Genomic DNA, 22,454 nt, shown 5'->3' with positions numbered 1-22,454 from the left:
CACGCTCCTGTGACGGGTTGGTGAGGTGGAGCCTCAGCGCCGGAGGGTCCACGCCCGGACGTCGAGGAAACGGGCGGTGAAACCGGTGCCGCCCATGGAGACCAGCCCGATGCGTGGGGCCTGGCCGAGGTCGTGGGTCCAGGTGCCGCCGCGGACCAGGCGGCTCCCCGGGGTGCCGGTGTACGCCGTGTAGCGGTCCTCCCCGGGCCGCTGCTCCACCACGATGCGCAACCGGGTGACGGCGCCGGGCGGACCGACCACCCCGTTGCCGTAGCGCGGGTACTCCGGTGGCGCCATCGGCACCTCCTTGGCCCACTCGGTCTGACGCGTCTCCCAGATCGAGGCGTGCACCAGCTTGACGAAGGTGTCGTCGGCGCGATCGTCCCCCGAGGTGAGCACCAGCCCTGCCTGCACGTAGTTGTGGCAGCAGCCCTCCGCGGGCAGGTCCAGTGCGACGTCGGCCTCGACCACGAAGTCGCCGCGTGGGGCGGGCCGGCTCAGCACCGACGCGGTGTTGTCGTCGACGTGCAGGTCCGCGGCCTGGGTGTCGAACCGCAGGGCGCCGTTCTCGACCGCCCAGGTGCCGGGTGCCGGTTCGCGGCGCCAGCTCCAGGCCGCGTCGAGGCCGCCCGCGAAGTCCTCGGAGAAGCCCGGGAGCGCTCGTCCGGGTCCGACCGGTGCCGGCGGCTGCGGGCGGTAGCGGCTCGGGTGCCCCTTCCGGTTGGCCGGCGCGGGCATCCTCGTGTCGGACGCCCAACGGCCGGCACGCACCTGCGGCCAGCCCTGGACCCAGTCGAGCGGGTCGAGCATCGCGGGGCGCCTGGTGAACCCGGGGTCCGGATCGAAGTAGGGGTCGGTGCGGTCGGCCGCGTGGTAGACGGTCCACCAGCGGCCGGCGGCGTCGCGGAACACCGAGTTGTGGCCGACGCCGACCCAGCGGTTGCCGTTGGGGAGCAGCACCGGGGAGCCACCGACCCGACCGGCCAGCAGCGAGTGCCCGTCGCGGTCCCGGAACGGTCCGAAGGGTGATCGCGAACGGGCGGCGAAGACGCCGTACGACGTCAGCGGGCCGTTGCAGCAGTTCGTCGCGGAGCCGAACAGCCAGTACCAACCGCCGCGCTCGACGACGTTGGTGCCCTCGTAGCGGTTGCCGATCGTGATCCTGGTCGGGGTGCCGGCGGTGCGGGCGCCGTTCCGGTCGAGGACGACCCGGGTCGCGTGCACGCCGCCGTTGTAGCTGCCGTAGTAGAGGACGCTGGAGGTGCCGATGTCGTCGCCGAGGATGTCGGGGTCGTAGGTCCAGAAGAACCCGCAGTCCGCCCCTGGGTCAGGTCGCGGACCCACCAGCGGTGCCGCCGAGGTCCTCCACGGGCCCAGCGGGCTGGTGCTCACGGCCACGCCGATCGCACTGTCCTCGGAAGAGGCGCAGGCGCCGGGGCCGCGCAACGAGTCGTCGGTGTCGGTGACCACGAACGTCAGGTAGTAGAGGCCGGTGGCGCGCGAGTGCACCACGTCCGGGGCCCACAGCCCGGCGCCGTCGGCGGCCCAGGCGGGCGGCTGGGGGAGTGCGTCGCCGGCGTAGGTCCAGTTCACCAGGTCCTTCGAGCGCATCATCGGCATCGGGTGGAAGGCCAGCTGAGGGGCCGCGGCGCGCAGTGCCGCCAGCTCCGGGTCGTCCGCCTCGCTCCGCGGGGGCACGGGACCGGGCCGGACGCTCCTGGCCCCGGGGTCGGCGTCCGGCTGGACGAGGTCGGTGTCGTTGAGCGGGTCGGTGGTGCAGTACATGAACCACGAGCCCCGGTCCCGTCCGGCGCCGCGCAGCACCGCCGGATCGGCGCAGCTGTCCACGGTCGCGCCCCCTGCACCCGGGATCCGCGGGGCCAGCGGGTTCCGGTAGCTCCCCGGGCCCGGTGCGCCGGTGCTCGCGTCCGCTCCAGAGGGACTCCCCAGCGCCAGGAGCGTGGCGAGTACGGCGACCATGGTCGCCGTACCGGTGCCGAACCCGAGACGGGTCATGGATGACAACGTCGCAGGCATCCGGCCCACCTGGCAAGGGGCCCGGGCCCGGGACTCGGTGTGGTCCACATCGCGCTGGGTACGTTCCTCCGCGTGACCCAGACACGACTCGTGGCCGACCTGATGGTGGAGCGTCTGCATGCCTGGGGGGTGACCCGGATCTTCGGCTACTCCGGTGACGGCATCAACAGCTTCATGGGGGCGTTGCGGCGCGACGAGGGCGGTCCGCCCCTGATCCAGGCGCGGCACGAGGAGAACGCGGCCCTGATGGCGGTCGGGCACGCCAAGTACACCGGCGAGGTGGGGGTGGTCACCAGCACCCAGGGGCCGGGGGCGGTGCACATCCTCAACGGCCTCTACGACGCCAAGCTCGACCACGTCCCCGTGGTGGCCCTGGTGGGTCAGCAGCAGACCTCGGTCCTCGGCTCGGAGTACCAGCAGGAGATCGACCTCACCAGCCTGTTCAAGGACGTGGCCGCCCAGTTCTGCCAGACGATCCTCTCCGCGGACCAGGCGCCGATGGTGCTGGACCGGGCGTTCCGCACCGCGCTCGCCACCAGGTCGCCCTGCGTGGTGGTGGTGCCGCACGACGTGCAGAAGCTGGAAGCCCCGTCCGAGAAGGCCCAGGAGCACGGCGTGGTGGTGACGACTCCGGGGTGGCGACGACCGCACGCCGTGCCCCGCGAGGAGCACCTGCGCGAAGCTGCCGAGGTTCTCAACTCCGGCGACCGGGTGGCCCTGCTCGTCGGCCAGGGTGCTCGCGACGCCGGCGACCTCGTGGCTGCCGTTGCCGATCGGCTGGGCGCCGGAGTGACCACGAGCCTGCTGGGCAAGCCCTGGTGGGACGAGGGACTGCCCAACAGCTGCGGGGTGATGGGCCACCTCGGCACCACCGCGTCGGCATGGCTGATGGAGAACTGCGACACCCTGCTGGTCGTGGGGAGCAACGACCCCTGGACCGAGTACTACCCACCGCCGGGTGCGGCACGTGCCGTGCAGATCGACCTCGACGGACGCCACCTGGGCAACCGCTACCCGATCGAGGTCGGCCTGCCCGGGGACTGCGTCGACACCCTGGAGGCGCTGCTGCCGCTGCTCGAGGAGCGACCCCGTGGTGACTGGCGTGAGGAGGTGGAGTCGCGGGTCACCGAGTGGCACGAGATCGCCGAGAAGCGCGCGGCCCTCCCGGCGGATCCGCTGAACCCCGAGCACGTGGTCCGGACATTGAGCGACCACCTGCCCGGTGACGCGCAGGTGAGCGTCGACGTCGGGTCGGTCGTCTACTGGTACGCCCGGCACCTGCGGCTGCCCGACGGCGTGCCGGCGCACCTCTCCTCGACGCTGGCCTCCATGGGCTCGGCCCTTCCGTACGGCATCGCGGCGAAGCTGCACGCACCCGACCGCCCGGTGATCGCACTCGCCGGCGACGGGGCGATGCAGATGAACGGTGTCGCCGAGCTGATCACGGTGAGCCGGCTCTGGCCCGGTTGGGCAGACCCGCGCTTCGTGGTGCTGGTGCTGCGCAACCTCGACCTGGCCGAGGTCACCTGGGAGCAGCGCGAGATGGAGGGCGAGCCCCGGTTCGACGAGAGCCAGTCACTTCCCGACTTCCCCTACGCCGACTACGCCAAGCTGCTGGGACTCGAGGGGATCAGGATCACCGATCCCGCCGAGGTCGACGACGCCTGGCGGCGCGCCCTGGCGGCGGACCGGCCGACCGTCATCGAGGCCGTGGTGGACGCCGACGTACCGCTGCTTCCCCCGTTCCCCGCTGGCAAGGAGAAGCTGGACAACTTCCGCCAGGGCCTCGACGCCGAGGGGGACTCCGGCAAGGGCGCGCGCGAGCTCCTCGACCGACACGCCGAGATGGAGGGTGGCTGAGGCCGCGCCGCGGTCCTCGTCCTTGACAGCCGGTGCCGGGCGGGGGAAGCCTCGTTCGCAGAGGTGGTGGTCTCATGGCCCCGAAGCGCCGGCAGTGTGCCGCAATGCAGGAGTACGAGCGTCTCCTCGAGGAGGTGCCCTCGTTCCGGGCCAACCAACGGCGGGCGGAGGAGTTCACCGCTCGTGCGTTCGCCTCCGGCGATGCCAACCGGGTGGCGCGCAGGCTGGTCACGATCCCGACCGTGGTGCACGTCGTGCACAAGAACCCGCGGCAGAACATCAGCCTGGCCCAGATCCGGAGCCAGATCACCGCACTGAACAAGGACTTCCGGTCCACGAACCCCGACGTCGCCAAGGTCCCCGCGCCGTGGAAGGGCCTGGTGGGTGACCCGAAGGTCAGGTTCCGCCTCGCAACCACCGATCCCCACGGCAAGCGCACCAACGGGGTCGTGCGCGTGCACACCGACCGGGCGTCGTTCGGTGCCGGCGATGCGGTCAAGCGGGCCAAGGACGGGTCGGTCGCGTGGCCCGCGGACAAGTACCTCAACATCTGGGTGTGCCAGCTCGGTGGCGGGCTGCTCGGCTACGCCCAGTTCCCGGGCGGCCCGAAGGCGACCGACGGCGTGGTCATCCTGCACTCGGCCTTCGGCACGGAGGGTACGGCGGCGGCGCCGTTCAACCGGGGCCGCACCCTGACCCACGAGGTCGGGCACTGGCTCAACCTGCGCCACATCTGGGGCGACACGCTCGACTGCAGCGGCGGTGACCGGGTCCCGGACACACCGAACTCCGCGGGACCCAACATCGGGAAGCCGTCCTTCCCCACGGTCAGCTGCAGCAACGGACCCAACGGCGACATGTTCATGAACTACATGGACTACGTCGACGACGCCGCGATGTTCATGTTCACCGCGGGTCAGGTCGCGCGGATGAGCGCCTGCCTCGCGGGTCCACGCAAGTCGTTCCTCGGGGCGTAGCGACTGTGCGCAGCGACCAGGTCAAAGGGCGGTGGGTGCACGTCCAGGAGGAGGACACCGAGGACAACATGGTGTTCCGGCCCGCAGGCACGCCCCTGCCTCCGGCTCGCGGACGGGTCGCCTTCGAGCTGCGCGCGGACGGCAGCTTCGCGGAGTCCGGTCTCGGCGCCGCCGATGCTCCGGAGGAGGCCACCGGCAGCTGGTCGCTCGACGGCGACACGATCACGTTGAGCGAAGGCGCGGCGCAAGGCGTCCCACGCAGGATGGAGGTGCTGTCGGCCGACGAGGAGCGGCTGGTGGTGCACAAGCCTGCCGCCGACCAGGACGGGTGAGCAGCAGTCAGCTCGAAGCGGGTGACCGACGCGGACGAGGGTGTCTGCGACGTCGGGTGGTCAGCTCACCGGGGTGCGGGGAGCTCGGCGTGGTGCACGGGCTCCGGTGTGTCCGAGGATGCTCCGGATCATCACGGCCTCGGTGCTCGTCTCGTCGCGGATGCGCTCCAGGACGGCATCGACCTGGGCGTCGTAGGTGTGCGACGACACCTCGTGGTCATCGGTGTCGGGTCGGGGTGTCGTGCTCATGCCTCCAGTCTCCGTGCACCGGAACCATGAGCCCAAAGAACGAGACGGGGCTCACTCACCCGCCGCCTGGCCGTTGGCTGAGCCCCTCCCACTAGTGGATGTGTGAGCCGCCGTTCACGTCGTAGGTCGCGCCCGTGATGTAGCCGGTCTGCTCGCGGCACAGGAAGGTGATCAGATCGGCCACGTCGCTGACCCGGCCGCTGCGACCTACCGGGATTCCGGCGACGAGCTGGGTCCTGGAGTCGCCCTCGAGGGCTCCGCCGGTGATGTCGGTGTCGATCAGCCCGGGGGCCACGCTGTTGACGGTGATGCCGTGCGGACCGACCTCACGGGCCAGGGCTCGGGCGAAGCCGAGCTGGGCGGCCTTGGCGGCGGAGTAGGCGACACCACCGAAGACGCCGCCGCCTCGTTCAGCCGAGACCGAGGACAAGAAGACCACCCGTCCGAAGCCGCGATCGGCCATGCCGGGGGTGACTCGGCGGGTGATGTTGTAGGCACCGCGCACGTTGACCGCGAAGATCCGGTCCCACTCGGCGCCGGTGACGTCGTGGAAGCGAGTGGGGGAGGTGATCCCGGCGTTGTTGACCACTGCGCCGATCGGAGGCGCGGAGCTCTCGAGGGCGGCCAGGGCGCTCTCGACCGAGGCCTCGTCGGTCACGTCGCCCACGAGTCCGAAGGCCTGGACGTCGTGTGCGGTGGCGATCTCGTCGGCTGTCTCCTTCGCGCTTGCTTCGTCGAGGTCGAGGATGGCGACGTTCCACCCGTCCCCTGCGAGGGCGTGTGCGGTGGCGCGGCCGATGCCGCGCCTGGACGCGGCTCCGGTGATGATCGCGGTGAGGTCGGAGTGGGCCATCGGGTGTTTCCTTTCGGCTGTGGTGCTCAGAGGGTGGGTGGGTCGCCCGCGTCGTTGACGCTCTTGCTCCCGGAGGCCTGGAGCTCGGCCCTGACCCGGGAGACGATGGAGTCCGTGGACAGTCCGTACCGGTCGTGCAGCGTCGGCAGTGCACCCGCGGCCAGGAACTCGTCGGGCAGTGCCACCGGCACGATGCGGTTACCGACGCCGGCGAAGGCGAGCGTGGCGGCGACCGACTCGGTCAGGCCACCGACGACGGAATGGTTCTCGCAGGTGAGCAGCAGTCGGTCGGTGCGCGCCGCAGCAAGTACCGCCACGGTGTCCAGCGGCTTGATCGTGGGCACGTGCAGCACCGCCACGTCCACGTGGTCGGCCTCCAGCCTGGCAGCCGCCTGCAGCGCCCGCATGGTCATCAATCCGGTGGAGATCAGGACCACGTCGCGGCCGGTGCGCAGCTCGGCCGCCTTCCCGAGCTGGAAGGTGTAGTCGTACTCGTCGAGGACCCGCGGCACTGCTCCGCGCAACAGCCGCAGGTAGGTGGGCCCAGCATGGTCGGCGAGCTGGGGCACGGCCTGCTCGAGGTCGACAGCGTCGCAGGGGTCGACGATGGTGAGGTTCGGGCAGCCGCGCAGGATCGCGAGGTCTTCGGTTGCCTGGTGACTCGGGCCGTACCCCGTGGTGAGCCCCGGCAGCGCTCCCGCGATGTTGACGTTGAGGTTCGGCTCGGCGATGTCGAGACACAAGAAGTCATAGGCCCGCCGGGTCGCGAACACCGAGTAGGTGGAGGCGAACGGCACCAGGCCGACCTCGGCGAGACCGGCAGCGGCCCCCATCATCGACTGCTCGGACATGCCCATCTGGAAGAACCGGTCGGGGTGCGCCTCACGGAAGATGTGCATGTCGGTGTACTTGGCCAGGTCGGCGGAGAGCCCGACGATCTCGGGGCGCTGCTCGGCCAGCTGTGCCAGGGCGTGGCCGAACGGGGCCGGGGTCGTCTGCTGCCCAGGATCGGCGAACGAGGCGATCATGGCTGACGTCTTGAGCCTGGGCGGTGCCACCCGGGTGCTCGACTGGTCGCTGGTCTGGTTGGTGGTCATCGGGTGGACCCCTCCTCGAGCTGGGTGCGGGCGACCTGCCATTCGTGTTCCTCGACGCGCATGAAGTGCGCCTTCTCCCGCTCCATGAGCAGGGGTACGCCGTAGCCGATGCGGGTGTCGCAGATCAGCACCGACGGGGAGTCGCGGTGCTCGGCGATCTCGTCGAACGCGGCCACCAGGGCGGCGATGTCGTTGCCGTCCACGCGCAGGGCGTGCCACCCGAACGCCTGCCACTTCTCCAGCACCGGTTCGGTGCGCAGCACCCCGACGGTGGGCCCGTCGGCCTGGAGGGCATTGACGTCCACGATGGCGGTGACGTTGTCCAGTCCGTGATGAGCACACGCCATCGCGGCCTCCCAGGTGGAGCCTTCGTCGAGCTCACCGTCGGAGAGGAGGTTGAACACCCGGGCCGGGTTGCCCTGGTGGCGCAGGCCCAGGCCCATGCCGGTGGCCACGGTCAGCCCGTGACCGAGGGAGCCGCCAGAGATCTCCACCCCCGGGGTGTAGGAGGCCATGCTCGACATCGGCAGGCGCGAGTCGTCCGAGCCGTAGTTGTCCAGCTCGTCGAGGGGGATGGTGCCGGCTTCGGCGAGGGCGGCGTACAGCGCGATGGCGTAGTGACCGATGGAGAGCAGGAACCGGTCGCGGTTCTCCCAGTGTGGATCCTCGGGACGGTGCCGCAGCTGGTCGCAGTAGATGACCGCGAGGACGTCTGCGACGCCGAGCGCCTGGCCGATGTAGCCCTGGCCCTGCACCTCGCCCATGTGCAGGGCATGACCCCGGACCCGCTGGGCAGCGGCGCGCAACCTCTCCACTCGTTGTTCGGTGGCCTCCGGGGCCGGCGAGCCAGCCTGGTCTGTGTGTAGCGACGTCACGACGTCACTTCCCTTTCCTGGATGGGTTCTGCGAGACCTGCGCGCAGCCGCTGGGCTGGGAGTCCGCGTCATCCAGCGTGACGGCGATCACTCTTGATGTCAACACTAAATCGTCCGAAAGATAACTGTTGACATTCAGCAGTGATCCTCGTCACTATGAAATCCAAGGCACGTTGACCTGACCCTCACCGCCCGATGGAGATCACGATGAACACACCGCATCTGTCCCTGCAGGAGCGATGACATGGTCGGCACCACGGCGCTCCTGATCCACACCGCGATCACGGTGGGCATCGTCGTCGGGCTCATCGTGATCGCCAAGCTGAACCCGGTCATCTCGCTGGTGATCGGGGCCCTGTACCTCGGGCTCGCCGCCGGACTTGGATACGAGGCCACGACGGTCGCCATCTCCGCAGGTTTCGGCAACCTGATGGCCGAGGTGGGCCTGATCATCGGCTTCGGGGTGATGTTGGGCGCGCTGTTGTCGGCGATGGGGACCCTGCACCGCGTGGTGGAGGGGATGCTGCGGCTCGTCGGGGCGAAGCGCTCGCCCTACGTGGTCGGCCTGGCCTCGGGAATCGTGTTTCCCGCGATCTACTTCGACGTCGCGCTGATCATCTTGGGGCCGATGGCGCGCTCGATCGCCCTGCGGACCGGCATGAGCATCGCTCCGCTGGCCGGGGCTCTGGCCATCGGCCTCGAGGTCGGTCTGCTGATGGTCCCGCCAGGTGCGGCCGCACTTGCGATCGCAGCCTCCCTGGACCTGTCGCTGGGCACCATGCTCCTGTGGGGGGTCCCGTTCGGCACCGTGGTGATCATCGTCAGCGTCCTGCTGCACACGCTGCTGATGCGCTTCACCTGGAACGACGCGAAGGATGACGACCCGCTGACCGACCCCGAGCACACTGGCGAGATCGCGGGTCAGGGCCTGCCCTCGGTTGCTGAGAGCGCGCCGGACCAGGCAGTCATCGCTGAGCACCAGGGGATCTCCCCGGCTGAGGGCGGGGGTGGTGGGGCGACCGTGACCGAGCGTCGGCGGGGCAGCGGCGGTGAAGCCAGTGTGCACGACGACACAGCGAAGCAGCAGCCCCTGTTCATCGCCTTGATCCCACTGCTCGTCCCGGTGGCCCTGATCGTCGCGGACACCAGCACGAGTGCAGCCGGCACGGAGATCGCGCTGCTCGGGTTCCTGGGGAACCCCGTGGTGGCCCTGCTGATCGGGTTGCTCCTGGGCGTCGCGATCGCTGTGCCGTCGCTTGGGCGGACGGGGGTCGAGGAGGTGATCGTGGCAGCGGCTGGGACCAGCGGCGTCATCCTGCTGTTCACCGGGGTCGCCGGTTCGCTGGGACAGGTCATCGCGGAAACCAACGTCGGGGGCCTCGTGGCCGGTCTCTTCAGCGCCAACGCCGCCTTCCCGCTGGTCCTGGCCTGGCTGGTCGCGGCGATGCTGCGACTGGCCCAGGGTTCCGGGTCCGTGGCCGCGATCACCGCAGCGGCCCTGCTGGCGCCGGTCGTCCAGGACCTGGGCCTTTCCGCCGTGCTGATCTGGCTCGCCGCGGCATCCGGAGCCGCCTTCGGCGGGCAAGTCACCGACAACACCTTCTGGATCTTCAAGACCTTGCTGGGCCTGTCGGTGCGCGGCGCCTTCCAGGTCTACACGGTGGCCCAGGCGGTGCTGTCCTTCGTCGGTCTCGGCGCGGTGCTCCTGCTGAGCATCTTCGTGTGACGGCAGCCTCAGTCGCCGGCGTAGACGTCAGCCGCGGCGTTCATGTGGTGCCCCACGATGCGCAGTGCCGCCGCGATGTCGCCCTCCTCGATGGCGTCGACGATGGGCGAGTGTCGGTGCTCGGACATGATGTCCGGTAGGTCGGTCGCGTCGTGGCTCATGATGGAGACCCTGATCCGTCCCTCGAGATGGCGCCAGGTCTCGACCAGCATGGTGTTCTCCGCCAGCTCGCACAGCAGCAGGTGGAACGCGAGGTCTGCTTCCACCCGCTCCAGGAAGTCCACGTCCTCGCTGCTCAGTCGGGCGAGTGCGGCGCGCAGGGCCGCCACCGATTCGTCGCGGTTCGCGGACTTGATGATGTTGGTCGCAGCCAGCCCTTCCAACGCGGCACGGACCTGGTAGAGGCCGCGGATCTCCTCGGCCGAGAGCTTGTTGACGCGGAGACGCCCACGGGAGGCGGCCTCGACCAGCCCTTCCTGCTCGAGGTGCCTCAGTGCCTCGCGAACCGTCCCGCGGCTGACTCCGAGATGCGTGGCGAGCTCCACCTCGCCGAGGTGGTCGCCAGGGCGGTACTGGCCGTTGGTGATCGCAGCCCGCAGCGCCGCGAGGGCCCGCTCGCGGAGTGTGCTGCGGTCGAGGCTGACCAGAGGCTCGAGGTTGCTCAACACTGCTCCTGACGAGTGGGGTGCGCCTGGATTCGTAATACGGCGCCTAGTGTCAACATGCGAATGTTAGCAAGGGGTTCCTCGCAAGCCCGCCAAAACGGGCCAGCGTGCTGCCGTGTCGCGCTACGGGGCGGCCGGGTCGGTGACGTACGTCGCATCCCGGCCATCCATCTACACCACGGCATTCGGGTGGAGGGCCCGGGGCCCGGGTTCGGAGTGTCGGCACCCGCCGGTAGGTTATTGCGAACTATTCGCAATAACGAGGAGCTCGGCAGCGTGGCAGGGGGTCTGGCGGCGGCAACGGGGGCAGCGCAGCAGGCGGCGTACGACCCGTTGGGGATCCGGCAGCGCAGGCGCCGGACGACGACCTGGCTGGTCGGCCTCACCGTGGGACTGCTCGCCACGATCGTGGCAGGCGTCGCCTCGGGCGCGGTGTTCATCCCGTTCACGACGGTGGTCCAGGTGCTCGGTCATCACCTGGTGGGACAGCCGAGCGGCGCGTCGTGGAGCCTGCCCACCGACGCCATCGTCTGGCAGGTGCGCCTTCCGCGGGTGCTGCTCGGTGTGCTCGTCGGTGCCGGCCTCGCGGTGTGCGGGGTGGCGCTGCAGGCGATGGTGCGCAACGTGCTCGCCGATCCCTACCTGCTCGGCATCAACTCCGGTGCCTCGAGCGGGGCGGCGGCCGCGATCCTGTTCGGCTTCGGTGCCGGCTTCGGCGAGCACGCACTGCAGGTGAGTGCCTTCTCCGGTGCGCTCGCCGCGTCCCTGCTGGTCTTCCTGGTCGCGCGCAGCGGTGGTCGGGTGACCTCGATGCGGTTGCTGCTCGCGGGTGTGGCCGTGGGCTACGCCCTCTATGCCGCCACCAGCTTCCTGATCTTCGCCTCCGGGTCGGCCGAAGGGGCGCGCTCGGTGCTGTTCTGGCTGCTGGGGTCCCTCGGGCTCGCCGAGTGGAACAGCGCGCTGGTCGTGGTGGCCCTCGTCGTCGGCGGGACGGTGCTGTCGCTGACCCTGTGGGGCCGGCGGCTGGACGCCCTGGCGATCGGTGACGAGACCGCACACACGCTCGGGGTCTCCCCGGAGCGGTTCCGCACCATCCTGCTGGTGGTGGTCTCGCTGTGCGTGGGCGTGGTGGTCTCCGCCGCAGGAAGCATCGGCTTCGTGGGGCTCGTCGTACCCCACGTCGCGCGGCGGGTCGTCGGAGCCGTCCACACCCGCGTCGTCCCGGTGGCCGCGCTGATGGGAGCGATCCTGCTCGTCTGGGCCGATGTGATCGCCCGGGTCCTGCTCCAGCCCCAGGAGATCCCGATCGGGATCATCACCTCTCTGGTCGGGGCTCCGTTCCTGCTCCTGCTCATCCGCCGCCTGCAGTCCACCGGTTCATGAACCCAACGAGGAGCACCATGAGACGCCGATCAGCCCTGGCCGCCGCGGCCACTGCGCTCGCGCTCGCGACGACGGCCTGCGGGTCCGCAGCAGCACCCGCCGATGACCCGGGCGCGGACGCCGAGACCGTCACCGTCGAGAACTGCGGCGCGAAGGTCACCTTCACGGCAGCACCGGAGCGGGTGGTCCTGCTCAGGAGCGGTGCCGTGCCGTTCCTGCACGAGCTCGGTGTGCTGGATCGAGTCACGGCCAGGGCGGGGCAGTACCCCGAGGAGTACTACGACGAGGACACCCTCGCCGAGCTCGAGGACATCCCGCTCCTGACCGACAAGGTCGACACCAGCGGGCACCTGCAGATCTCGAAGGAAGTCGTCATCAGCCAGGAGCCCGACCTCGTCCTCGGACAGGTGGAGAACCTGTCCCGGAGCAGCCTGTCCGCGGTGGGCATTCCGCTCCTGGAGGAGCCCGCCCTGTGCGAGCAGGCCACGGAGAACCCCGACTTCGACGACGTCTTCTCGCAGATGACCACCTACGGACGGGTCTTCGGCAAGGAGCAGGAGGCCGCTGCTGCCGTGGCCCGGCTCGAGAAGCGCCTGGCCGAGGTGCAGCGCAAGGTCGGCGCCTCCAGCCGGCGAACGGCCGCGGTGCTCTATCCCACCGTCGGAGGTGGCGTCACCTACGCCTACGGCAACAGGTCCGCCGCCGACCCGCAGCTGCGCGCGGCCGGGCTGGAGAACGTCTTCGGTGACGTCGAGGAGCGGGTCTTCGAGGTCACCCTCGAGGCGCTCCTGGACCGGGACCCCGACGTCCTGGTCCTGCTCCACAACGACGGCTCCCCTGCGCAGGTGGAGCAGGCGGTCACCGAGCTTCCCGGTGCGGAGCGGCTCACCGCCGTACGGGAGGGCGAGGTGATGACCCAGCTGTTCAACTTCACCGAGCCGCCCACACCGCTCACGGTCGACGGGCTGGAGCGGATCGTGGAACGGTTCGGGCCCGGATGATCCGTGCCGAGAAGCTCGCCTGGTCCTACGGGCTCGACGAGGTCCTGGCCGGCGTGGACATCGCAGCCGGACCGGGCCGGGTGCTGGGCCTGATCGGCCCCAACGGCAGCGGCAAGACCACGTTGCTGCGCCTGCTCTACGGGGCCCTCCGGACGTCCACGGGCGAGGTGCGGGTCGACGGTGACCGGCTCGGCGAGCTCAGTCCCCGGGAGACCGCGCGCCGCCTCGCGGTGGTGGTCCAGGAGTCCGGCGCTGAGTCGGCGATGACGGTGGTGGAGATGGTGCTGCTCGGGCGGACTCCGCACCTGAGCGCCTTCCAGCGCACCTCCGAGCACGACCACCGGATCGCGGCGGACGCGCTGAGCCGGGTCGGCGGCGTCCACCTCGCGACTCGCGCGTTCGCCGACCTCTCCGGGGGCGAGCGGCAGCGGGTGCTGATCGCGCGCGCCCTCGCCCAGGAGGCCACCCACCTGCTCCTCGACGAGCCGACCAACCACCTCGACATCCGGTTCCAGCACGAGGTGCTCTCCTTGGTGCGTGGCCTCGGGACGGTCACGATCGTGGTGCTCCACGACCTGAACCTGGCGGCGCGCTACTGCGACGACCTGGTGCTGCTGGACCAGCAGGGCGGGGTCGCTGCCAGCGGTGAAGCGGGCGACGTGCTCGAGCCGGACCTGCTCGCACGGATCTACGGCATCGGCGTACAGCGCGTCGATCTCGACGGCGAGATCCATCTCCTGTTCCGCCCGGAGGCGGGGGAGTGCTCGCCCTCCTGATCACCACCTGTGACGCTCCACCGCACGACGGGTCAGGTCACGGTCGTCGTGACCTGACCCGCCGTCGCGGCCGCGACCAGGGCCTAGCGGCGGCGCTTGAAGACGTCCTTGGGGATGTAGCCCGTGACGACCTGGGTGCGGTCCACGACCTCGGCGTTGTGATAGTTCACGGCGATGGAGGCGAACGAGTAGGCCTTGGGCACGGTGAGCCCCTGGGTGGTCACCAGGAAGTCGACGGTCTTCTCGACCGCCATCCGCATCGCGCGGTCGAGGTCCCAGTGGATGCCCATCATGATCCAGTGCGTGTCGTTCTCGGCCCAGGGCAGCTCGGTCTCGGTCTTCTTGATCAGGGTGATCCGGAAGTTGCCGACGCACGAGTGCTCGACGGCAGTGCCGCTGACCTCGCCGTCGCCCTGGCAGCTGTGCGGGTCGCCCATGAACACCTGGCCACCGGGCTGGAACACCGGCAGGTACAGGGTCGAGCCCGAGCACAGGTCACGGACGTCCATGTTGCCGCCGAACGTCCAGGGCGGCGTCGAGTTCTGCACCCCGGTTGCCGGCGGCGGTTCGTCCTCGGTGTTGCCGATGAAGACCCCGCTCTCCGGCGCCACCGCGATGATGCCCGGGAAGGGCTGGGCCGGGATCTTCAGGCCGCCGGAGAAGAACACGACGTCCTCTCCCTTGTGCTTGCCCACGCGATACATGTGGGTGCGTACGTCGGGCCACACCCCAGCCGGCATGTTCGGCGGGATCACCGCGGGGATGTCGAGGCCGACGTCGCCCTGGCGCCAGCCGGGGTAGAACTCCGCCATCACGCCGCTGGTCGGTGAGGTGTTGTTGAAGCCGTACGGCGCACGCGTCTCCACGTCCATGATGTCGATCGCGAGCGTGTCACCGGGCTCGGCGCCCTCGACGTAGATGGGACCGGTGAGCACGTGGCCGCCGTACTGCCGTCCGCTGGCCGTGCGCTCGGCCCGGGTCTTCCAGAACTCGATCGCGTCGGGCAGGACCGCCTCCGGTCCGGCACCGAAGGCCGCGAAGTACTCGATCGGATGCGTCGCCTGGGTCGCGCCCTGGTGGGAGAGCATGTCGACCCGGACGGTCTTGCCCGACCTGATCACCATGCCCGGCTTCGCGCCGATCGGGAACCCGCCCCAGTGCAGGTTGGCGGGGGTCGCCTTCAGGTGGTGGTCCCAGCGCCCCTTCTTCCCCGGAGGACGCCCGTGGTGCCGGGGGCCATTGGCCCGGGCCGGTGCGGCGGCGCTCGCCGCGATCGGGGTGGCGAGTCCGGCAGCCAGCAGGCTGCGCCGGCTGGCTGAGCTCCAGTGGTTGGACAAGGTGAACTCCTTCGGCGTGGATGTCGGCGCCCGAGACAGGGAGCCGTGCGTTGCGGCATCTCCGCGCAGCCGTGGCTGCACGGACCCACGTTCGCGTGCTCACATTTCGGGCACGTCACGGTTGTGCAAACAGTCGACGCGACCGGGCCGGGTCGTGGCCGCGTGTGGGGTGCGTGTCAGCGCGGAGATTCCCAGAGCCGATCTTGTGTACAAGAATCCGGGGGCGCTTGACGTGACCGTGTGTTTGGTGTGTGATCTGGGTCATCCAGCGGCCTGGAAACGTATACAAAATGTTCCATCCAGGTCGGTCGTCCAAAGAAGGGCAGGCGTGATGCACGTGTCCCGCTTCCGGAGCGGACCCGCCGGGGTCCCTGCTGCGACTCGCGGGAGGGTGTGATGCACCGGCGCGCCTACGCGATCGCCCTGCGTCCCGACCTCGCGGACGAGACCGTCTCCGAGTTCGTCGAGGTGCTCCGCCGTACTCCGGACCACATTCCCACGATGCGCAGCTCACGCGTGTCCGTCGAGGTCTCGCCGCACACCGCCTGGCAGCTGGTGTGGGAGAACGACTTCGATGACGAGGCTGGGTACCTCGAGTACCTGGTCCACCCCTACCACTGCAACGTGATCGACCACTACATGTACCGCGAGCACCCGAGCAACGTCGTGGCGGAGATCTTCTGCCTGCGGTGGGACGAGTCCGTCGAGCTGCCGTCGGGCGTCGCGCCGGAGGAGGCATGACCGCCGCAGGCCTGACGATGGTCGAGACCGTCGTGCTGCGGCCCGGCTGCACCGAGGCATACCTCGAGGCGCTGTACCGCGACTACGTGCCGATGACCGAGGGTCGTGGGCTGGCACTGCGCGAAGTGCTGCGCAGCCCGGCCAGCACGGGCGAGGAGGAGCTGGTCCTGCTCTGGGACGTCGCCGGCTGGCAGGAGTACTCCGACTTCCGCCGGTACTTCCAGATCGGCAACGAGCCGCACGCCACGGCCTGGCTCGAGCTGGCCGACAGCCTGCGCACCGGCGGCAGGCGCCGGCTGCTGGAGTCGGCGACCGTCCCTGACTGATCGCCGCAAGCTGGCAGGTTCGCGACGAGCCCGTGAGACCAACTGGTTCACCCCAACGAAAGAGGTCGCCATGTTCATCAGCCCCGTAGCCCCCGAGGACATGCTGCCCGTAGCCCGTGAGGCCTGGGACAGCTCCTCCGCCGGAGCCAAGCGCTTCGTCGAGACGGTGGCGCACGCTCCCGAGCACGCCGAGCGCCTGCTGCCGTACTACAACGAGCTCCGGTTCAACACGATCATCGGGCCGAAGACCTCCGAGCTGCTGCGACTGGCGATCGCGCAGACGACCCAGTGCCCGATCTGCCTGGCCGGTCGTCGCGAGGAGGCCTTCGCCGAGGGGCTGACCGAGGAGCAGATCGCGGCCATCGTCGCCCCCGACGAGGAGTCCTTCACTGCGGCCGAGCTGGCCGTGGTGTCTTACGGGACCAAGTTCGGCGCTGACCACTTCGCGATCGGGGAGGCCGACTTCGTCGAGCTCCGCCGGCACTTCACGGAGGAGGAGCTGATGGAGATCTGCCTGCTGAGTGCGCAGTTCCTGGGGTTCGGGCGGATGGTGATGGTGCTGGGGCTGGAGAACCCGGTGTGCCCGATCCCGGCGCCTCCGACCGGGCTGGTCGCTCCCGCCGAGGCCTGATCAGCCGGTCGGGCGGCAGTCCGCTCAGGCAGAGGACGGACCGGGCTCGTCGCCGTCCTGGGGGTCGTTCCCGACGGTGCTGACCACCGTGCTCTGGGCCGCCGTGATGTGCGCGCGCATCATCGCCTCCGCCCAGGCCGCGTTGCCGGCGCGCAGGGCTGCGACCAGGTCGCGGTGGTGCGCGTGCGAGGCGGTCCGCCGCTCGTCGGAGTAGTTCTCGAAGGTGCGGTGCACCAGCGGCATGTCGACGATGCCGCGAAGCAGCGTGTCGAGCTGGGAGTTGCGCGAGGCATTGACGATCAGCCAGTGGAACTCGCTGTTCAGGGTCTTCACGACCTCGAGGTCCTCGGCTGCCTCCATCCGCGCAGCGAGGTCGCCGAGCGCTTCGACCTCCTCGGGGGTGATGCGCTCGGCGGCCAGCCGGGCGGCGTGCGCCTCGAGGAGGGCGCGGATCTCGTAGAGGTCCTCGAGCTCGCGGGCCGACCAGCCGGCAACGCGGGCTCCCCGGTTGGGCAGGAACTCCACCAGGCCCTCGGCGTCGAGCCGGCGCAGGGCTTCGCGTACCGGGGTGCGCGAGACGCCCATCTCCGCAGCGAGCTTCTCCTCGCGCAAGCGGGTGCCGCGTTCGAGCTTCCCGTTGAGGATGCCGTCGCGAATGGACGAGTAGGCGGTCTCCGCTGCGCTTGCCACCTCCGCAGCCTAGTGGCCTGCGCTCCCGCGAACGGCGGGTCTCACGGCACCGGGCGGGCCAGCGTCGTCGAGGGACTCTCGCCGAACTCCTCGCGGTAGCTGATCGAGAAGCGTCCCAGGTGCAGGAGCCCGTGGGTCAACGCCACTTCCTGCACGGTGGTCTCGCCCGGTCGGGCCGCCCGCAAGGTCTCGTACGCCCTGCGGAGCCGCACCCGGCGCAGGTAGGTCATCGGGGGACAGTCGTGGTGCCGCTTGAACCCGTCCTGCAGCGCGCGGACGCTGAGATGGACCTCGCTCGCGAGCGTGACCGTCGTCCAGGGTTCGTCGGCCCGCTCCTCCAGGAGCTGTGTGGCGCGTTCGATCGGGGTGATGACCGCCGAGGGGACGGGGCGATGCAGCTCGTCGCTGTAGTTGTGCCGGTGCGCGAGCAGGAAGCTGTCCACGAGCAGTGCCTCGACGTGGCGTTGCACCGCGGGCGTCGCGCTCACCGGGGTCGGGCGCTCCAGCTGCGCGACCACCAGCGGGAGTGCGGGCGCCAGGGCCTGGGCGACAGCATCGGCCTCCATAAGGGGTTCGGGGCGCAGCGGCTCGCGCAGCCGGTGCCCCAGGAGGGACTCCAGCTCGTCCTCCACGACCCGCTGGGGGAGGAGCAGCGTCAGCACGCGACACCCGCGGGACCAGTGGGCGTCGGTGACAGCCCCGGGTCCGTAGACGAGTGCCTCGCCGGGTGACGCGGTCACGGGCGGGGCCCCGTCGGCGGCACCGGTCGCCCGACCTCGCAGGGTGAGGTTGACGTGGAAGCCGCTGGTCCGGCCGGTGACCACTCGGGCACCGACGCCGAACGACAGCAGCCCGGTCGTCGAGGTGGCCAGGCCGGTCTCGGTCAGGTTCATCTGGAAGTCGCCGAGACCCTGGGCGGGCAGGATCAGCCGGCTCGGGACCTGGTACGTCGCGGCGACGGTGGCCTCTGCCTCTGCGGGGTCGGTCGTCCGCACCGTCGAGACACGCTCCGTCGCGCGCGGGCCCCGGCGTTTCATCACGGTCACTTTAGTGGGAGATGCCCGCGTCTATCCGATTCGCGCACGGTGCTGCGCCAGGTACGCACCGGGTCTGCGGTCACCGGACGACGACGGGTCTCCGAACGTAGTGTCCGGAACCGCGAGCCGACGTCGTCCGGGAGCGTCGTGCTGCGCCGAACCCTTGGAGCTGGCCCACGCCCATGACCACCAGGACACCGCCTGCCGAACGCACCCGGAGCCACCAGGCATGGCAGCTACCCACGCTGTGCCTCACGGCGATCGCCGCGGCCGGACTACGTCTCGAGCCGATGTCCTCCATCCCGGCGCCGACGGCGGTCGGCATGCTGCTGGTGGCGGCCTCGCCCCTGCTGATCCACGTCGACCGGTGGTGCGAGATCCCCCGGCGCCGGCACATCCTGCTGCCGCTGCTGACCGTGGGGGCGGTTGCCCTGATGATCTTCGGGTCCGTCTCCGTGATGCCATCGGTGGTGCTGGTGGCGGTGGCCCCCGTGCTGTGGACGGTCTTCGAGTTCGGACGACGTGGCACCGCCCTGGCCGTGCTGGCGGTGGCCGGCCTCTTGGGAGCAGCCTTCCTGGGCGAGGCCAAGGTGCCCTCCTCGGGTCTGGCCTGGACCCAGCTCGCCCTGCTGCTCGCGGTCGCCGCGGGGCTGTGCTTCGGGGTCGATCACATCGCGAGTCGGCTGCGCCGCGAACGCCGGGTGCTGGAGGAGCAGTCGACCCTCCTGGAGAGCACGCTGGAACTGGCACATGACCGGCTTCTCGTCGTACAGGCGCTCCTGGACTCGGTGGACGCGGCCATCATCGGCTACGACCACGACGGGGAGGTGATGCTGGAGAACGCCGCAGCCCAGGACCTCGCTGCTCGGGTCGGAGTGCGACTTTCCGGGGTGAGGACTGGTGGGCCGATCCACCTCTACCGTGAGGACCGGGTCACGGCGGTGCCCCCGGAGGAGTGGGGGTCCGCGCTGGCCATGAGGGGCGAGGATGTGGCTCCCGAGACCTGGTGGTGCGGCCCACCCGCGGACCAGGTGGCCGTGATGGTCTCCGCGCGCCAGATCCGTCGTCCCAACGGTGATCGGCTCGGAGCCGTGGTGGTCGGGTGGGACGTCAGCGACATCGTCGAGGCCGTCCGGGTGCGCGACGAGTTCCTCACCACCGTCTCCCACGAGCTGCGGACGCCGCTCACCTCGATCATCGGCTACCAGGAGCTGATCGCCGAGGAGCTGCAGTCACAGGATCCCCAGGTCGCGGCCATGCTCGCGGTGGCCCAGCGCAACGCCGGGGTGCTGTTGTCGAGGGTCTCCCAGCTCCTGCAGGCCTCGGGTGCGGAGGGGCCGCAGATCGAGATCCGGGAGCTGGACGTCTCGACCTTGCTGGACGACGCTCTCGACAAGCACCGCACCGCGGCCACCTCGGCCGGCATCCGCCTGGCCACCGTGGTGGAGCCCGGAGTGAGTGCACACGTGGATCCGGACGCGTGGGAGCAGGTGGTGGACAACCTGGTCTCCAACGCCATCAAGTACACGCCCCGCGACGGCGAGGTCACGGTGTGCCTGGGGCGCTGCGACGACTCGCTCGCGCTACAAGTGGTCGACACCGGCGTCGGCATGTCGCAGACCGAGCAGCAACGAGCCTTCGAGCGCTTCTACCGGACGACGTCCGCGAGGGACCAGGCGATCCAGGGACTCGGCGTCGGGCTGTCGATCGTCGAGGAGATCGTCGACGCCCACGGCGGAGGGATCAGCCTCTCCAGCACACCCGGCAGGGGCACCACCGTAAGCGTCGACCTCCCACTACGGCCGGCCTGAGGACCCGGTCAGCCCATCCCCTTCCGGATCGCGTCGCGGGTGCGGTCGATGACCGAGGCGAGCGGCCCGGCCATCAGGTTGGTGGTCATCGAGCTTCCGACCGAGGGGTGGGGGTGCGTGGGAGCGATCGCCTCCGCGGCGCGGACCCCGAGGGCCATCTTCTGCAGCATCCGTGGGCCGTTGTTGCTGCGCAGCAGGGGGAACTCCTCGCGTTCCTCGGCGTCGGCGTGGGCCAGCACGGCTGACTTGAGCTTCGCGAACCCCGCCTCGAAGCCGGGCTCGCTCACCTTCATCCCGTCGAGGTCCGCCAGCATCTTCTTCGACTCGGTCTCCTCCTAGAGGCGCGCGTCGACGACGGCGTTGCCACCCTCGGCGGTGCGGACGTTGGGGTGCGTGACCAGCTCCTCGGCGGTCTCGTGGACGGCGAGCAGGCGACGCAGCTCCTCGAACTTCTGCTGCTTGGCGGCGCCTTCGGCGCTCTCCACCTCGGCGAACAGGGTGCGGATCAGCTCGTGCTGCTCGATCAGCAGGTCCACGACATCACGCTCTGGGGTGCTCATGGTGATCCTTTCGTGCATTCGGGACTTCGCGGGCCGAGGCAGGGGTACCCAGGTGGATGCCGGTCCACGCGCCGGCGTCGTGCCCGCCCGGGGTCAGGTGCAGGGTCAGTACGACGAGAGCTCGCCCACCCGGTGCCGGAGCTGGCCCAGCACCCGGCTCAGGATCCGGGAGACCTGCATCTGGGTCACCCCGAGCTTCTCGCCGATCTCACGCTGGGTGAGCCCTTCGTAGAAGCGCATCCCCAGGACGAGCCGATCGCGGTCCCCGAGCGTGGCCAGCACGGGGTCGAGCATCAGGCGGGCTTCGGCGGCACCGTGCTCGTTGGCACTCGCGGGCAGCAGCTCGCCCAGGGTGGTGGTGGTGCCGTCGCCGCCCACGGTCTGGTCGAGCGAGGTCATCGTGAAGTAGCCGTCGCTGGCCAGAGCCTCGATCACCGACTCGGTCGGCACCCGGAGGTGCTGGGCGACCTCGCCCGGTTGCGGGGAGCGTCCCAGCAGGTGCGAGAGCTCGGCGTCCGCGACGCTGATCCGGGCCTGGAGCTCCTGGATCCTGCGAGTGGGCCGGATCATCCAGCCGTGGTCGCGGAAGTGCTTGCGCAGCTCGCCTCGGATGGTCGGAGCCGCGTAGGACATGAAGTCGAAGCCCGAGGTGACGTCGTACCCTCGCGCAGCCTTCGTCAGGGCCATCGCGGCGACCTGCTTCAGATCCTCGAGGGGTACGCCGCGGGAGCGGTACCGGGCCGCCTGGGCGTGCGCGTAGTCGAGGTGCATCTCGACCACGCCGTTCAGCAGCTCGAGTCGCTCCTGCTCGCTTCCGCACGACTGGGCCAGCAGGAACAGTTCGCGAGCCCGGTCCGAGCGTCCTTCGATGGAGGAGCGACCTGAATGGTCGTGGATCTGGGGATAGGTAGTCATCGCGCGCACCAAAGCTCAGGTCTCCGCGTGGAGACCAAATGGTGAGTGCCGCTCGACTAGAGCACTCTGGAACCTGGTCGAGTGTCTGCAACGAGGTCATCGCCACCGAAAGGCAGCGGTGCCACTCACTCTAGAGGGTCGGTGTCTGCCGACAAAGAACCCGCTCGGAGGTCACTGGTCCACCCTGGCGGCGAGCAGGTCCAGCAGCCGGTCGATCTCCTCGACGGTCGGTCTGACGACGGAGAACACGAACAGGTCGCTCTCGGCTGACCGGCCAAGTGGCCTTGCGCCCGCGTTGGTGCCTCGGCGATGGGTACAGACACCGTCACACGGCTCGGGCTCCCGGAGGCATTATGCGCATCGTCATCACCGGCGAGAATGGCAATCTCCGCTCGGCTCGGACGCGCCGATTGGCTGCCGGCGGCGTACACGACTTGGACTACCTCGACATAACAGGCACCCGCCGGGTCATCGCGGCGCACGAGGTGGCGGGGCACGGAACTCGCGTCCCGCCTACGGCCCGGCAATGTGGGACAGCGGACAGCCGGCAGCGCGCTGCTTCGTCATGGCGTCCT

At 70.0% G+C, this 22,454-nt stretch carries 23 protein-coding genes; 11 read left to right on the top strand and 12 right to left on the bottom strand.

Going from position 1 to position 22,454, the window contains the following annotated elements; translation table 11 throughout:
- Positions 1 to 33: 33 nt before the first annotated feature.
- On the bottom strand, positions 34 to 2,016 hold the full coding sequence (locus tag AC4BGC_RS10150) for a family 43 glycosylhydrolase (protein ID WP_490555479.1): 1,983 nt from the start codon (positions 2,014 to 2,016) through the stop codon (positions 34 to 36).
- Between the two features lie 93 nt (positions 2,017 to 2,109).
- Here AC4BGC_RS10150 and AC4BGC_RS10145 point away from each other — a divergent pair, with 93 nt between their 5' ends.
- The 3 genes from AC4BGC_RS10145 to AC4BGC_RS10135 all read left to right on the top strand — a co-directional run bounded on the left by AC4BGC_RS10145 (position 2,110) and on the right by AC4BGC_RS10135 (position 5,206).
- Entirely contained in the window at positions 2,110 to 3,897 is a 1,788-nt protein-coding gene (locus AC4BGC_RS10145) for a thiamine pyrophosphate-requiring protein (RefSeq protein ID WP_490555477.1), read from the top strand.
- 104 nt (positions 3,898 to 4,001) lie between these two features.
- On the top strand, positions 4,002 to 4,874 hold the full coding sequence (locus AC4BGC_RS10140; protein ID WP_490555475.1) for a zinc metalloprotease: 873 nt from the start codon (positions 4,002 to 4,004) through the stop codon (positions 4,872 to 4,874).
- Positions 4,875 to 4,909: 35 nt separating this feature from the next.
- Positions 4,910 to 5,206 (top strand): hypothetical protein, encoded by a 297-nt coding sequence (locus AC4BGC_RS10135; protein WP_490543960.1) that lies wholly within the window; start codon positions 4,910 to 4,912, stop codon positions 5,204 to 5,206.
- A gap of 60 nt (positions 5,207 to 5,266) precedes the next feature.
- Here the strand turns inward: AC4BGC_RS10135 and AC4BGC_RS10130 are convergent, their stop codons facing one another.
- The 4 genes from AC4BGC_RS10130 to AC4BGC_RS10115 form a co-directional block, all read right to left on the bottom strand.
- Positions 5,267 to 5,455: a hypothetical protein gene (locus AC4BGC_RS10130; protein WP_490555473.1), complete on the bottom strand. Its 189-nt coding sequence runs from the start codon at positions 5,453 to 5,455 to the stop codon at positions 5,267 to 5,269.
- A gap of 91 nt (positions 5,456 to 5,546) precedes the next feature.
- Complete coding sequence (locus AC4BGC_RS10125; RefSeq protein WP_490555471.1) at positions 5,547 to 6,308, bottom strand: SDR family NAD(P)-dependent oxidoreductase; 762 nt, start codon at positions 6,306 to 6,308, stop codon at positions 5,547 to 5,549.
- Positions 6,309 to 6,334: 26 nt separating this feature from the next.
- Positions 6,335 to 7,405, bottom strand: a complete 1,071-nt coding sequence (locus tag AC4BGC_RS10120) for a transketolase family protein (RefSeq protein WP_490543963.1) — start codon at positions 7,403 to 7,405, stop codon at positions 6,335 to 6,337.
- Positions 7,402 to 8,220 (bottom strand): transketolase, encoded by an 819-nt coding sequence (locus tag AC4BGC_RS10115; protein ID WP_490555469.1) that lies wholly within the window; start codon positions 8,218 to 8,220, stop codon positions 7,402 to 7,404. Before AC4BGC_RS10115 ends, AC4BGC_RS10120 begins: the two co-directional genes overlap by 4 nt.
- Before the next feature lie 304 nt (positions 8,221 to 8,524).
- Here AC4BGC_RS10115 and AC4BGC_RS10110 point away from each other — a divergent pair, with 304 nt between their 5' ends.
- Entirely contained in the window at positions 8,525 to 10,006 is a 1,482-nt protein-coding gene (locus AC4BGC_RS10110; RefSeq protein ID WP_490555468.1) for a GntP family permease, read from the top strand.
- An 8-nt stretch (positions 10,007 to 10,014) separates the two neighbouring features.
- Here the strand turns inward: AC4BGC_RS10110 and AC4BGC_RS10105 are convergent, their stop codons facing one another.
- The gene (locus AC4BGC_RS10105) at positions 10,015 to 10,671 is read right to left on the bottom strand and encodes a GntR family transcriptional regulator (RefSeq protein WP_490555466.1); all 657 of its coding nucleotides are present in this window, start codon (positions 10,669 to 10,671) and stop codon (positions 10,015 to 10,017) included.
- 276 nt (positions 10,672 to 10,947) lie between these two features.
- Between AC4BGC_RS10105 and AC4BGC_RS10100 the strand changes: the two genes are divergently transcribed.
- From AC4BGC_RS10100 to AC4BGC_RS10090, 3 genes are read left to right on the top strand one after another with little or no spacing between them, the layout of a single operon-like run.
- Positions 10,948 to 12,054, top strand: coding sequence for a FecCD family ABC transporter permease (locus AC4BGC_RS10100; protein WP_490555465.1), 1,107 nt, complete (start codon positions 10,948 to 10,950; stop codon positions 12,052 to 12,054).
- A 17-nt stretch (positions 12,055 to 12,071) separates the two neighbouring features.
- Positions 12,072 to 13,055 carry an ABC transporter substrate-binding protein gene (locus AC4BGC_RS10095; RefSeq protein ID WP_490555463.1) on the top strand — a complete coding sequence of 328 codons (984 nt, stop codon included), beginning with the start codon at positions 12,072 to 12,074 and terminating at the stop codon, positions 13,053 to 13,055.
- Positions 13,052 to 13,831 (top strand): ABC transporter ATP-binding protein, encoded by a 780-nt coding sequence (locus AC4BGC_RS10090; protein ID WP_490555461.1) that lies wholly within the window; start codon positions 13,052 to 13,054, stop codon positions 13,829 to 13,831. Before AC4BGC_RS10095 ends, AC4BGC_RS10090 begins: the two co-directional genes overlap by 4 nt.
- A gap of 83 nt (positions 13,832 to 13,914) precedes the next feature.
- On the opposite strand, the gene AC4BGC_RS10085 is transcribed toward AC4BGC_RS10090, so the two are convergent.
- Entirely contained in the window at positions 13,915 to 15,168 is a 1,254-nt protein-coding gene (locus tag AC4BGC_RS10085) for an acetamidase/formamidase family protein (RefSeq protein WP_490555460.1), read from the bottom strand.
- Between the two features lie 396 nt (positions 15,169 to 15,564).
- Between AC4BGC_RS10085 and AC4BGC_RS10080 the strand changes: the two genes are divergently transcribed.
- From AC4BGC_RS10080 to AC4BGC_RS10070, 3 genes are all read left to right on the top strand, one after another.
- Entirely contained in the window at positions 15,565 to 15,909 is a 345-nt protein-coding gene (locus AC4BGC_RS10080; RefSeq protein ID WP_490555459.1) for a Dabb family protein, read from the top strand.
- Positions 15,906 to 16,235 (top strand): hypothetical protein, encoded by a 330-nt coding sequence (locus AC4BGC_RS10075; protein WP_490555458.1) that lies wholly within the window; start codon positions 15,906 to 15,908, stop codon positions 16,233 to 16,235. Before AC4BGC_RS10080 ends, AC4BGC_RS10075 begins: the two co-directional genes overlap by 4 nt.
- A gap of 70 nt (positions 16,236 to 16,305) precedes the next feature.
- Positions 16,306 to 16,866, top strand: a complete 561-nt coding sequence (locus AC4BGC_RS10070) for a carboxymuconolactone decarboxylase family protein (protein WP_490555457.1) — start codon at positions 16,306 to 16,308, stop codon at positions 16,864 to 16,866.
- Positions 16,867 to 16,890: 24 nt separating this feature from the next.
- Here the strand turns inward: AC4BGC_RS10070 and AC4BGC_RS10065 are convergent, their stop codons facing one another.
- Together AC4BGC_RS10065 and AC4BGC_RS10060 are read right to left on the bottom strand one after the other, a co-directional pair.
- Positions 16,891 to 17,556: a GntR family transcriptional regulator gene (locus tag AC4BGC_RS10065; RefSeq protein WP_490555455.1), complete on the bottom strand. Its 666-nt coding sequence runs from the start codon at positions 17,554 to 17,556 to the stop codon at positions 16,891 to 16,893.
- Between the two features lie 41 nt (positions 17,557 to 17,597).
- Positions 17,598 to 18,593 (bottom strand): AraC family transcriptional regulator, encoded by a 996-nt coding sequence (locus AC4BGC_RS10060; RefSeq protein WP_490543979.1) that lies wholly within the window; start codon positions 18,591 to 18,593, stop codon positions 17,598 to 17,600.
- Positions 18,594 to 18,775: 182 nt separating this feature from the next.
- Between AC4BGC_RS10060 and AC4BGC_RS10055 the strand changes: the two genes are divergently transcribed.
- Complete coding sequence (locus AC4BGC_RS10055) at positions 18,776 to 20,404, top strand: sensor histidine kinase (RefSeq protein WP_490555454.1); 1,629 nt, start codon at positions 18,776 to 18,778, stop codon at positions 20,402 to 20,404.
- 8 nt (positions 20,405 to 20,412) lie between these two features.
- Here AC4BGC_RS10055 and AC4BGC_RS10050 read toward each other — a convergent pair whose 3' ends face one another.
- From AC4BGC_RS10050 to AC4BGC_RS10040, 3 genes are all read right to left on the bottom strand, one after another.
- Positions 20,413 to 20,718, bottom strand: a complete 306-nt coding sequence (locus AC4BGC_RS10050) for a hypothetical protein (RefSeq protein WP_490555453.1) — start codon at positions 20,716 to 20,718, stop codon at positions 20,413 to 20,415.
- A 21-nt stretch (positions 20,719 to 20,739) separates the two neighbouring features.
- Positions 20,740 to 20,964: a hemerythrin domain-containing protein gene (locus AC4BGC_RS10045; protein WP_490555451.1), complete on the bottom strand. Its 225-nt coding sequence runs from the start codon at positions 20,962 to 20,964 to the stop codon at positions 20,740 to 20,742.
- A 105-nt stretch (positions 20,965 to 21,069) separates the two neighbouring features.
- Positions 21,070 to 21,879 (bottom strand): sigma-70 family RNA polymerase sigma factor, encoded by an 810-nt coding sequence (locus AC4BGC_RS10040; RefSeq protein WP_490555450.1) that lies wholly within the window; start codon positions 21,877 to 21,879, stop codon positions 21,070 to 21,072.
- Positions 21,880 to 22,454 lie beyond the last annotated feature (575 nt).

The sequence above is a fragment of the Nocardioides sp. Z38_18 genome (assembly GCF_058215695.1).
The sequence above is the reverse complement of the archived record's forward strand: the minus strand, read 5'-3'. Positions and strand labels throughout refer to the sequence as shown.